Annotated in this window: 12 protein-coding genes; 10 read left to right on the top strand and 2 right to left on the bottom strand. The window is 32.6% G+C overall.

Features of this window, described 5'->3' with window-relative positions:
* From ABD940_RS05015 to ABD940_RS04995, 5 genes are all read left to right on the top strand, one after another.
* On the top strand, positions 1 to 518 hold a 518-nt coding region (locus ABD940_RS05015), incomplete at its 5' end, for a hypothetical protein (protein ID WP_345200702.1).
* A 157-nt stretch (positions 519 to 675) separates the two neighbouring features.
* Positions 676 to 852 (top strand): hypothetical protein, encoded by a 177-nt coding sequence (locus ABD940_RS05010; RefSeq protein ID WP_345200701.1) that lies wholly within the window; start codon positions 676 to 678, stop codon positions 850 to 852.
* A 310-nt stretch (positions 853 to 1162) separates the two neighbouring features.
* Complete coding sequence (locus tag ABD940_RS05005) at positions 1163 to 2062, top strand: hypothetical protein (RefSeq protein WP_345200699.1); 900 nt, start codon at positions 1163 to 1165, stop codon at positions 2060 to 2062.
* 101 nt (positions 2063 to 2163) lie between these two features.
* Entirely contained in the window at positions 2164 to 3531 is a 1368-nt protein-coding gene (locus ABD940_RS05000) for a hypothetical protein (protein WP_345200698.1), read from the top strand.
* Between the two features lie 110 nt (positions 3532 to 3641).
* On the top strand, positions 3642 to 5684 hold the full coding sequence (locus tag ABD940_RS04995; RefSeq protein ID WP_345200697.1) for a hypothetical protein: 2043 nt from the start codon (positions 3642 to 3644) through the stop codon (positions 5682 to 5684).
* Positions 5685 to 5831: 147 nt separating this feature from the next.
* Here ABD940_RS04995 and ABD940_RS04990 read toward each other — a convergent pair whose 3' ends face one another.
* Positions 5832 to 6509 carry a helix-turn-helix domain-containing protein gene (locus ABD940_RS04990; protein WP_345200696.1) on the bottom strand — a complete coding sequence of 226 codons (678 nt, stop codon included), beginning with the start codon at positions 6507 to 6509 and terminating at the stop codon, positions 5832 to 5834.
* A 348-nt stretch (positions 6510 to 6857) separates the two neighbouring features.
* On the opposite strand from ABD940_RS04990, the gene ABD940_RS04985 reads away from it, so the two are divergent.
* Positions 6858 to 7283 carry a transposase gene (locus ABD940_RS04985; RefSeq protein ID WP_345200695.1) on the top strand — a complete coding sequence of 142 codons (426 nt, stop codon included), beginning with the start codon at positions 6858 to 6860 and terminating at the stop codon, positions 7281 to 7283.
* 20 nt (positions 7284 to 7303) lie between these two features.
* Positions 7304 to 7633: a helix-turn-helix domain-containing protein gene (locus ABD940_RS04980; RefSeq protein WP_345200694.1), complete on the top strand. Its 330-nt coding sequence runs from the start codon at positions 7304 to 7306 to the stop codon at positions 7631 to 7633.
* Positions 7634 to 7669: 36 nt separating this feature from the next.
* On the opposite strand, the gene ABD940_RS04975 is transcribed toward ABD940_RS04980, so the two are convergent.
* Positions 7670 to 8290: a helix-turn-helix transcriptional regulator gene (locus ABD940_RS04975; protein WP_345200693.1), complete on the bottom strand. Its 621-nt coding sequence runs from the start codon at positions 8288 to 8290 to the stop codon at positions 7670 to 7672.
* A 513-nt stretch (positions 8291 to 8803) separates the two neighbouring features.
* Here ABD940_RS04975 and ABD940_RS04970 point away from each other — a divergent pair.
* From ABD940_RS04970 to ABD940_RS04960, 3 genes are all read left to right on the top strand, one after another.
* Entirely contained in the window at positions 8804 to 9736 is a 933-nt protein-coding gene (locus ABD940_RS04970) for a helix-turn-helix transcriptional regulator (RefSeq protein ID WP_345200692.1), read from the top strand.
* 615 nt (positions 9737 to 10351) lie between these two features.
* A complete protein-coding gene (locus ABD940_RS04965) occupies positions 10352 to 10864 on the top strand; it encodes a helix-turn-helix domain-containing protein (RefSeq protein ID WP_345200691.1) in 513 nt (170 codons plus the stop codon).
* Positions 10865 to 11204: 340 nt separating this feature from the next.
* On the top strand, positions 11205 to 11948 hold the full coding sequence (locus tag ABD940_RS04960) for a ThiF family adenylyltransferase (RefSeq protein WP_345200689.1): 744 nt from the start codon (positions 11205 to 11207) through the stop codon (positions 11946 to 11948).
* Positions 11949 to 11958: the final 10 nt, after the last annotated feature.

Below are 11958 nucleotides of genomic sequence, written 5' to 3'. Positions count from 1 at the left end.
AAAAAATAATAGTAGTATTAATGGTTTCTTTGTCAGCTTCACAGGTTCAGGCTCAGGTCGGAATCAGTAAGCCAAATGTTACGAACGGATCTGTGTCATTGGAGTTTGCCGATACGGAAAACAAAGGGCTTATTCTTCCTTACGTCATTGATAAATCGGGGATCACAGAGAACGGAACTGTTATCTATGATACAACGGATCATAAGGTAAAATACCTGAAAGATAATGCATGGTTTGATCTGAGTGTAGACACTACCGGAGCATCAGATCTGAGCATTCAGGGGAATGATAAGACAGAACAACCCGGAGCTAAGGTTGCAATTTACACTACAGGAGGTACGGATAATACGCCGGGAATCCTTGTATTGGGAGACGCCAACAAGGCGATGATCCTACCAAAAGTAGCAAGTCCGCATCTTAATATCATCAACCCAAGTCCTGGAATGATGGTGTACGATACTACAAAAAGACAGATGGCTGTATTCAACGGTACAGTGTGGTCTTTCTGGAAACCTTAAACTAATAATTTTTAATATAAAGAGCCTTTTTAATCAGGTGAACTTTACCAGATATAAAAGGCTCTTATTTAAAATAATTTAATAAAAGTAAAGAATGAAATAAAACTACATTTAAAAAAAACAAACAGTAAAAAAACAACAAACATGACAAAAAATTATGATCGCATCAGCACTTATAATAAGTGATATAGCATTCTCGCAGGTTGGAGTGAATATTACTTCTCGAAAAACCATAATGGGCGCAAATGCAAAAAAAGATGCAGGAAAGACTATTACTGATAATACGAAAGTATCAGGATTACAAACACCAACACTTAATCAGCTTAAAGTATAACAGCACTAGTGTGCCATCCCCACTCACTCGAGTAGGTTTATCATACTAACGTGAGTGGAAGTAACACACTCGTACTATACATGCAGACTAATAAAAATAAATTGCTATAAACAACATATTTCAGAAGAACAAGTGATTTGTAATGGCAAGGTCGCTTTCAAAAACTGCGTAAGAAATTTCTTTCGGATACAGTAAATAATTTGAGATGAGACATCGAATAACGCTATAAAATATTTAAAACTTAAAATGAATAATAAAATATCACAATAGATTAAAATTTAAATAAAAGAACACAAAAAAACAAAAACAATTGAAATTAAGATTATTAACGATAATTGTCCTTTTACTTTTAGTAGTAGGGGTTTCAGGACAGGTGGGTATAAACACCTCGAATCCTAACAGTACATTAACAATAGATGGGTCTCTGGAAGCAGATTATAAAGAGATCACAGCAACAAACTATACTATTACCAGTAAGGATCATTATTTATCTTATAATGGTACTTCAGGGGCGACTTTTACATTGCCTTCAATAGGAATAGGAACAGGAAGTTTTACGGGAAGAATATATAAGATTAAAAACCTTTCGGGTTTCAATATAATGTTACAGGCTTCGGGTACGAATACTTTAAGGTCAGATAACACAGGTGCAGTATCTGCTTTTACCATAGCTCCCGGAAGTTATGTAGAGGTAGTGAATAATTCAAATGCCAATGGCGGTACATGGGATTTATTTTATAGTATACTATCAAAAAATAATATGGAATTATACGGCATGCAGCTAAAGATACCACCTCATACAAGCGGATTCACGCCGGTAACAGATTGGGCGAATCATACAAACACATCATATGATACTCCGGCAACGGCTACAGACGCTGCGTGGTGGGTCATCAGCAAAACTTCTATCACCTATGCACACACAGCAAATTATCATAATACGAGTACGATGAATATTGTTTACGAATATCAGGGAACACCTTTTAATTTAACCAATATGTATCCTTTGCTATCTCCCGGGAATAATTCTGCCTACCCGGATGTTATTTCAGGTTCGCTCACTACTATTGCCAACAACGGAACGGGAGGTAAAACACGTATAACAGCGTCTGTTTCCAGAACTGATTTTGTAGGCAACAACGGAACAAATAACAGCAACTGGTCTGTAACTTTTTTTATTAATGTGCTTCTGGCGAGAAAATTATTTTAACAAATATATTGCCTGAAGATTAAAGATAATAACTCAAAACAACAACAGAATAAAAAATAGAAATCAATAACATTTTAAACACAAATTTTTTTACACACACAATGAAAAACATTATTTTGATGGCAGGAGCACTTGTATTGACAAGCGCAAATGTTGAAGCACAAATCGGAGTAAATACTGCAACTCCAAAATCGACGATGGATATAAGCGCTAAAAGAGATTCAGGAGGGAATATAACTGATAATACTCAGATCTTTGGATTGATGGCGCCACGAATTACCCGAGCTGAGCTCACAAGTAATACGGCAACTTATGCAGCGGATCAAAGAGGAGCTTTGATTTATATTACAGATGTATCGGGAGGTGATACTTCTGGGCAAAGAGCGAACATCAACGCTATTGGATATTATTTCTTTAATGGAAGTACATGGCAGAAAGTAGTTTCGGATAATATCTACACAGCAAATGGATCTCTTACCGGCTATCGTACTTTAAATTTAAATGGAAACACATTGAATTTTCAAGGTACTGAACAAAAAACGAGTTGGGGATCGACTGGAGGAATGGCTATAGGTAATTCTCAAACAGGAACAGGTGAAGCTTCTTTAGCATTCTATGGAGGAGGTAACAGTAATTTTTTTATACAGCAATTTTATAATGGATATACACAGATGCTTACTTCAGGAAACAGTAATTCACTTCTTATCGGAACTCATGCTACTACCAGTTCTGCTCCTATCAATTTTAGTACAAGCTCGGGAGGAGGTGCGCTTGGGACTATAAAGATGGTTATAACCGGACAGGGAAATGTAGGAATCAATGCCACAAGTCCTACAGAAAAGCTTGATGTAAATGGAAATACACGTTTGAGGAATCTTCCGTTGAGTGGTACCGGTAATGCAATTTACACACAAAGTGGAGGTAATGCTTCTACAGTACAGGATCAGACTTTTACAGGAACAAGAACAGTAGTGGCAGATGCAAACGGTGTTTTGGGATATATAAACGGAATCCCATCAGATCCGGGAACTCCACGAATTCTAGTTAGTGCAAGTGTTCCGAGAACACAGGATATAAAAAATACCACAAGTACTATTACAGGAGATTTTTCGGCAGAAAATTTAGACCCATTAAATGCATGGAGTAGTAATGTGTTTACTGTTCCAGCTGGAATGAGCAGTATTTATGTAATTGCCATGCAGGTTTCTAATAAGCATGTGGCAGAGTCGGGAACTTGGTATACAGTAGCATACTTCCAGAGAAGCACAGATGGAGGAGCGACGTGGAATCCTATATTGGCAGATACAAGATCGAATATGTTGGGGTCGGATCTGGATAACGGAAACTCTTTAAACTGGACAGGAAGTTTAAATGCAGGAGATAAGATTAGAGTCCGTTTCAATTGCAGTGCTACGAATAATAATATTGTAGATCTGGGATCTGTAACAGTTACAAAACTGGCTCAGTAGGCTAGAAATAGTATCGAGAAATATATTGATAATTAAAATAAAATATTTCGGCAGACCATCTGCCGAAATATCAAAAAAAATAATATTAAAAGAATTAAATTTTAACACTAATGAAAAATTTTACATTACTACCAATTGCTTTCATATTTATGAGCGCAACAGTTTCAGCCCAAGTTGGGGTAAATACTTCTACACCAAATACAACAATGGATGTGAGTGCTAAAAGAAATGCAGGTGGTGCTATTACAGATTTTACACAGACATTTGGATTGCAGGCTCCCCGTGTAACTCGTACAGAGCTTACAACAAACCTCGCAACCTATAGCACAAACCAACAGGGAGCATTAATTTATATTACTGATGTTTCCGGAGGGACAGCAACAGGACAGAGGATTAATATAGATGAAGCCGGATATTATTCATTCGACGGAAGTGTATGGCAGAAAGTATTATTCAAAAATATTTATAATGCTGATGGTTCTTTAGTTGGATCAGGAACCCGCCGTACATTGACAGTGAACGGTAAGGAGTTGAGTTTCGAGGGAACAAGTCAAAGAACTTACTGGAGTGCTAATGGTAGTATGAACCAATCGGCAAATGGAGGAACTGTAGGGTCTCTATCAATTTATGGAGGTAATGATAGCAACTTATTTATCCAGCAGTTCCAAAATTCAAATGCAAGTATAAGCGCTACCCGCAATTCTACAGGGCTTTCATTATCAACGCATTTTTCTAATAATTCTGCACCGATAACTCTTAATACAAGTCCAGGAGGAGGAACAACAGCAGTAGAGAGGATGAGGGTAACAGGAGAGGGGAATGTGGGTATAAGTACTAATGATCCACAGGTTACATTGGATGTTGCAGGTACTCCGGCTACTGCAACCATTTTGGATGGTATCAGAGCACCAAGGTTAACAGGAGACCAATTAAGAGCTAAAACGTATACAAATAATCAATTAGCTGCAATAGTTTATATAACAGCAGCCGATACTGCTCCTGCAGGACAAACGATCAATGTAACTTCTGAAGGTTATTATTATTTTGACGGAGCCGCTTGGCAAAAAATTAGAGCCAATGACGTAAATATTTACAGTAACAACGGATTATTAACGAGTAACAGAACTTTAACCAATAATGGATTTTCGCTTATCTTTACCGGTACCGATCAATCTACAACATGGACACCTACGGGAAGCATGGTCCAAAGAGGATTTGGAACGACCAGTAAGAGAGCGTCTGCTATTTTATCATCAGATGATAATGACAGTAATGGGGTAGTTTCCAGGTTGCAATTATTTCAGGATCCCGAAGCTGTCAGCCAAATAATGGCAACGAATGATTCCCGTGGATTGAATATAGGTTCTACAAGCACTACAACTGCTGCGCCAATTACCTTCGTTACAAGTGCTGGTTCTAATGCTAATGGTACACAGAAAATGATTATTACAGGGACAGGAAATATAGGAATTAATACAGGAACGCCAACAGAAAAGCTTGATAACAATGGTATTACAAGATTGAGAACTTTACCTTTGAATGGTTCTGCCAATGCTATCAATACAAATTCTTCAGGAAATGCATCTGCATCTCAAGATCAAACTTTTACAGCTACAAGAACCGTGGTTGCAGATGCTAACGGAGTATTGGGATATGTTACGGGACTTCCACAGACGGCAGGATCGAGTGGGACTATAAGTATAGGAGAAACAGTATCTAGAGTTTATTCTCTTCCGGCTTCGACAGCAAATACAAGTACTTTTAACCTTAAAACTTATGTTACCGCAAACAGCTTACAGGCATTGCCTCAATTGGATGGTCTGGAAATGAATTTACAGGGAGTAAACTCGACTTACTATGATCCGAGAGTGTATAATATTGCAACCGGAACACAATTGGTAAGTTATCAAACTTTTGCTACTCAGGTAAATGAAAACGAAACTTCTCTTAATAACAGTTTAACATCAGGAAACTTTGTTCAGGTTGATGCCAACAATATTGTATTCTGGACGAATTCGGCTGCAGAAGTAATAACAACAAATCTTCAGGTGCAGATAGATACTACAACATACAGATGGTACGAATTCAAATGGTGGTGTATGGAAGTGGGAACCGAAAAGAAAATTTTCCTTTCTGTGACAAGAAAAGGATAACAGTAATAAATAATAATCAAAAGAAGGCAAGTGTGATGAGCATTTGCTTTCTTTTTTTTATATGTAAATAATTTTAATGAATGCTTATCAGATGCTTCAGGCTTATTGCGGTAGTTTAAAAGAAATATAAAAAATATAATTTCTTTTTTATTGGAATAATATTTCGGATTCCGAAGATTCATTTTTAAGATTATTGATAAAATACGATGGTGGAATTCCGTTTTCCTTTTTAAATGCTATCACAAATACTTGTGAAGAAGAATATCCGCATTCTTTGGCAAGAGAAACAACCTTAAATTCCCTGTATTCAGGTTTTTTGTACAACATATAGGTAATGTAGGATATTCTGAGTCCATTAATATAATTATTGAAATTTTTACCTCTGTGTATTTTTATCGTTTCGGAAAGATATTTTGTATTTGTCCCCAAGTGATTAGCGACCCAGGTCAGAGTAATATCTTTTTTCAGATATTTATGATCTCTTTCAAATCTTACCAATTTTTTTAAAATCAAAACTGCCGTTTCGTTTGATATATAATAGTTTTTATCCGGCTCTTCTGTTACTTCGGGTAACTGTTCCTGCTTTTTTTCTTCCTTTTTAAGTTTTTCTGTTACAATATTATCTATTTTGGATGTAGTATTATCAAAGAATTTTTTATTTCTTTTCCAAAATAGGTATCCCAATAAAAATGCAAAACCTAAAAATATTCCGCTATAAATAAATACTGAATTGCTACCAAATAGATTATCTTTTGTGTTATTTAGAGATTGAGAAAAATAAAAACTAGAAAATAAAAAACAAGAAAGAAATAGATTTTTTTTCATAGTGGTCAGTTTATAATTTAGGCGCGAATTTTTGATTGGTTATTTCAAAAGTCTTTGGTAAAAATATAAACTCTTAGAATGGTTATTAAAAGTTTTGTGATATTTATTCGGATATCATTTTGTTTATTTATTGTTTAGTTAATTGATAATCATTATTACTTATTTGTAAAATAGAATTTTTTGAAGCTATTTTATTTAGGCTTTTTTTCGTTAAAATTCATATGAAAATTCTGTATTTCTGTTGATGTTTATTTCCAAACTCTTATTTAATGTATATTTTAGTTGGTAGATTGACTGTGAAAACAAGTGAATCTTCAAACATTTTTGAGCATATATTTATTATAAGTTATGACAAATTTTAAAGAAATACACATAGGAAAATTAATTAAAACCAGAGTTGAAGAGTGCGAAATTGAAATAACACGCATATGCAATTTTTTTGGTTGTACAGAGCCGGAAATTCTGGATATGTATGAAGCAAATGATTTAAAAGCGGGAGATCTTCTCAAATGGTCGAAGCTTTTGGAATACGATTTTTTCAGGATTTATTCTCAGCATTTAATCTTCTTTTCACCTCAGTCTAATCTTAATTATAATATTCCTGTAAAAGCCAAATCTGAATTACCGCGCTTCAGGAAGAATATTTATACCAAAGAGATTATTTATTTCATTTTAGAGAAAATAAATAAAGGAGATAAAACTAAAGAGCAAGTCATTAAAGAATACAGGATTCCCAAAACTACCTTGTACAAGTGGATCAGTAAGTATCAGTAAAAAATTAAACAAAAACACATATGAAAATAAAAATAGCAATGCCCGATTATAAAAGAATTTATAGTGATCTGATTGCCGAGAAATTTCCGAATAGAGAAGAATGCAAAAAAATATTAAATAAAAATATTTTGTCTGAGCTTGATGTTATCAATCTGAACAATATTTTATTTAAAGATAATACCAGAGATACCGTATCATTCAATCAGAAGCATCGTTCTTACAGTCAGGAAACTATTCTTGAGATTCTGGATTATCAAAAGAAAAATAAAATGAATAATATTCAGTTGGCTGCACATTTCAAGCTAAGCCGTAATACAGTTGCTAAATGGAAAAAAATATTTATGATGTAGATTTTAAACCACACTATTCACAAATTAAATCCTTACTTAGTCAGTTCTAAGCTGGCTGATGAAATAAGAAGGCGTTACACCCGTCTCTTTTTTGAAAGCTATTGCAAATACTTCTCTCGACGCAAAACCACAATATTCTGCCAGATAAGTGATTTTATACTCTCTGTATATCGGTTCTTTGTAAAGAAGCTGTGTAATGTATTGAATTCTAAGTCCGTTGAGATAATTGTTGAATTTTTTTCCTTTATAATGTTTGATGATCTCGGAAAGATAACGGGGATTTGTATCCAGTGAATTGGCAAGAGAGGTAAGACTTTTATCTTTTCTCAAGAATCCTTCAGATTTTTCAAACTTTTCAAGCTTTTGAAGGATTGTATTGATTGTGCTGTCATGAATATTTATGTTTTTATCAGGAACAGGAATAATGACAGGAATGTCTGTAATTTCGGTTGGAATAGATATATGATCGTTGGTGTTTTCTTCTTTTTTTAACCTGCTGATGATATTTTCATATCTGGAATGAAATATTTTTTGGCTTCGTCTCCATAAGGAAAATAGGAAGATCGCTAATGCAAGTACAATGCATCCGATAATCACGAATATGTGATTGAGATTCTCATTTTCTTTTTCAGCAATTAATACTAACAGGAAAAACAAATTTTTGAGCATATATAAGGAGTATGAATTTTATAATAGAATAAAAAATAATTCAGATTAAAGTGTTTTTGAGGGTTTGCATTTTTATCAATATAAATTTGTTATTTTTTCCGATTTTATTGGTGATTAAATCAAAAAAATATATTATTAACTAAATAAATTTTTCTTGTATAAATATACTGTAAATAGTAATGCACCAAGAAAAAAGTATTGTGAGTTAACAAAAAGATAAAACAATGAAATTAATTCCGAAATTATGTTACGGAAATTGCTGTTTAATATTTTATATATTAATTGCTTATTATTCATTTTCAATAATCTTTTTTAATCGAATATATTCGGATATTTTTTGATGTATTTAATTTAACATAATTAATTTTTATCGTTTAAAATGTCTTAGCAGAAATTATTTGACATTCTTTATTTTATTTTTTCACTGAGATTTTACCGGAAAAAGTATTTTTAAAAATTCTCCTTTTTATTCACTAAATTGCTGTATCATTAAAAAGTGTAATGCTGAAATACATTTCTTCCCAGATAGAAAAGAAAAGAGAAGGGGCAAAAGATGAGATCGAATATGAAAAAAGTTTTCTGTTTGATGTTTATACTCTTGCTTTGGTTTTTCTCTTGGGTTGCAATATGTTCCTTAATGTTATTTTTCTGAAGCAATATGTATATGCAGGACTTTTTGGAGGGCTTACTTTGTTCATGCTGAGTACATTGATGTGGCCGGATAAAATACGTTTTAATAAAAAACTCTTAACAGTTCTTTTCTTCTTCTTAGGTATTGTTGTTTTTTACTGTGATACAATAGGTGGTGAAGGTTGTATGAACTATTTATCGTATGTTTCATTAACGATTGCGATAGCATTCTTTTTCGATTATTCTAAAGACAGATACATTATATTTTTCCTTATTTCTTCTTATATACTGTGGTTTTTGATGAATATTGTTACAGATTATTCTTTATTTTCATATCAAAGTTCACTTTCTTCGCTGGATCAGTGGTATGTAAGAGTATATAAAGTGATAGAGATCTCATTTTGTACTTTTATTGGAGTGTATTTTATTTCCAGAAAAGAGAAAATGATCATAAAATATCACCTGGAGAAAGAAAAACTCAATGATCTGATCAAAAAAACAGACAAAATTAATTTTTCAGGCGAATTGTACGAATTGGCTATGAGTAAAAATTCTCTGTTTATAACTTATTTTAAATCCGAATTTCCTGATTTCTTCGATAAAATTTTAAAAGTTGCACCCAATCTTGTTTCTTCTGAATTGGAAATTTGTGCCTTATTAAAACTAAACCTAAATACAAAAGAAATAGCATCCGCCACCAATTCTACAGTGCGATCTATTGAAGGAAAAAAATACAGAATTCGCCGAAAACTGGATATTCCTTCCGAAACAGACACTAATTTGTTTGTTATTAATACCTTTTAATTTTTCTTACTTATAATTTATTTAATTGATTTTGAGTCATTTATTTGTCGTGAGTAGATGTAGGTAGATCACTAAGTAGATGTGGAAATCCCTTTTTTATTTTCTTTGTATTATTCCTTTTAATATTGCATCGTCAAACTAAAAGAATTAAGAATACTCAATTATTATTTCTTTAATGAGATTAATTAAATCTTTCTGAAGTCAGTTTCAGAATTATTTAATTAGAAAAAAACACATCTATATATTTAAAGGAATTATAGCTGGAGATCACAACTATTTCCAGCTTCCTTTTAATAAACTCGAATTTTTAAAGAGGCTGTAAAAACAATTTGATTTATGAAAAAATTATTATTTAGAGAAAATTATTCTCATTTTTTTGAAACAAAGTGCAAAAGTGGGTATTTGGACATGAAACCAATAAATCTATACTTGAGTATTTAAAACGAGATTAATTTACCTACTCAACGTTCAGCTTATGACGGTTGTATTTAATACGATTATTGACTGTTTTTAAAGTTCAATAATCGAAGTTCAGAAATTTAGTATTAAGGGAAATAAGAGTAGTTCGTCTACTCTTATTTATTTAATCTTTTCCCAATCCTCAATAAAACACAAATGTTCAAAAAAAGAATAAATTCATTGGAAAGGTATTTAGTACTTACAATATGGTTCTTTATACGAAAAAACAAAAGACTTCCGCATTCTGAGTGCCAAAATTTTTCAAGTCAATTAGAAAATATTCCTGATGAAAAGGAGATTTCCGAGAAAAATTTACTAATCAATAGTATTACTGTTAATAATATTCTGCAAAAATTAGAAAAATTTGAAAGTTCAAAAAAGTTTCTCAGGAAAGATGTTAATTTAACAGCTCTTGCCAATCGTCTTGATACGAATCCTCGCTATCTTTCTGAGATTATAAAGCATTATAAAGGTAAAAATTACAGTAATTATATTAATAGTCTTAGAATTCATCATATCATTGAAAAACTACATGTTGAGCCTATTTATAGAGAATATAAAATCACTTATTTGGCAGAATATTGCGGGTTTGCGTCGAGAGAGGTATTTGCTGCTGCATTTAAAAAAGAGCTTGGTGTAACGCCTTCTCATTTTATTAGCCAGTTTTGAATGGTAGAGTATAAATAGAATTTATATTTGGAATTTCAGAAAATTGCTTTTATGTAATCATAGAAGAACTATTCTCGCAACATTTATACTGATAAGAAAAGTTGAAATGATCGAGATTTGCGTATGAACAGAATCTGAAAAATAAGAGAAATGGGATATGCAAACTTTTCATAGAAAACAATAAAAATAAATCACAAAAAAGTGTTTTATTTTTATTGAATTTGACTACAAAACAAATATTATTAAGCATTTATGACGAATCAAAGACTTGTTAACTACACTAGAGTGTAGTCATTATGACAAAGCTAAAATATATTTTTGTAATATAAAATCAATAGCTATGGAACAACAGTATATTAGAAACAGATTATACGTAAACGAAAATGAACAGAATCAAATAAAAGATTTTTCGATTTTACTTGCAGGAAGCGGTATTGGGAGTAATATTGCAGAATGTGCACTGAGATTTGGTTTCGAAAACATTACCATAGTGGACGGTGACACAATTGAACTTTCTAATCTTAACCGGCAGAATTATACACACAAAGATATTTCATCTTATAAGTCTGAAACGCTCTATCATCGCCTGAAAGATATTAATCCGAATGCAAATATTAAGTTTCGTAAAGAATTCATTAATGAAGAAAATGTTTCGGAGATAATTGGTGAGCATGATATTGCTATTAATGCTTTGGATTTCACCACCAATATTCCTATTATTTTTGATAAGCTTTGTCAGAAAAAAGGAATCAGTGTTTTACATCCGTATAATTTAGGTTGGGGAGGTTTAGTTACCGTTATTACCCCAGAAGGTTTGGCGCTTGATACTTTAGCCGAAGATTTTAATGAACTGAGAATGGTAGAATATGTTGCAGGATATTTACGTTTTTGGGAGCATCCGAATGAATGGCTTGAAGAAATTATTGATAAATATAAAAATGAAAAAGAAAACCTACCACCTCCACAATTGCCAATTGCATCATGGATTGTAGCAGGTATGTGTACTCACGTAATGTTCAATATTGCAACAGGGAAGCCACATAAAGTGTTTCCTAAATTTTATATAAATTCAATTGCAGGATAAAAAATCTACG

Source organism: Chryseobacterium ginsengisoli (assembly GCF_039542325.1).
GTDB classification, from domain to species: Bacteria; Bacteroidota; Bacteroidia; order Flavobacteriales; family Weeksellaceae; genus Chryseobacterium; species Chryseobacterium ginsengisoli.
The sequence above is the reverse complement of the archived record's forward strand: the minus strand, read 5'-3'. Positions and strand labels throughout refer to the sequence as shown.

Bases quoted from the DNA above. Each gene is read 5' to 3' on its own strand.
- ABD940_RS05010 (WP_345200701.1), top strand. From the start codon at position 676: ATGATCGCATCAGCACTTATAATAAGTGATATAGCATTCTCGCAGGTT.
- ABD940_RS05000 (WP_345200698.1), top strand. From the start codon at position 2,164: ATGAAAAACATTATTTTGATGGCAGGAGCACTTGTATTGACAAGCGCA.
- ABD940_RS04995 (WP_345200697.1), top strand. From the start codon at position 3,642: ATGAAAAATTTTACATTACTACCAATTGCTTTCATATTTATGAGCGCA.
- ABD940_RS04990 (WP_345200696.1), bottom strand. From the start codon at position 6,509: ATGAAAAAAAATCTATTTCTTTCTTGTTTTTTATTTTCTAGTTTTTAT.
- ABD940_RS04985 (WP_345200695.1), top strand. From the start codon at position 6,858: ATGACAAATTTTAAAGAAATACACATAGGAAAATTAATTAAAACCAGA.
- ABD940_RS04980 (WP_345200694.1), top strand. From the start codon at position 7,304: ATGAAAATAAAAATAGCAATGCCCGATTATAAAAGAATTTATAGTGAT.
- ABD940_RS04970 (WP_345200692.1), top strand. From the start codon at position 8,804: ATGCTGAAATACATTTCTTCCCAGATAGAAAAGAAAAGAGAAGGGGCA.
- ABD940_RS04965 (WP_345200691.1), top strand. From the start codon at position 10,352: ATGTTCAAAAAAAGAATAAATTCATTGGAAAGGTATTTAGTACTTACA.
- ABD940_RS04960 (WP_345200689.1), top strand. From the start codon at position 11,205: ATGGAACAACAGTATATTAGAAACAGATTATACGTAAACGAAAATGAA.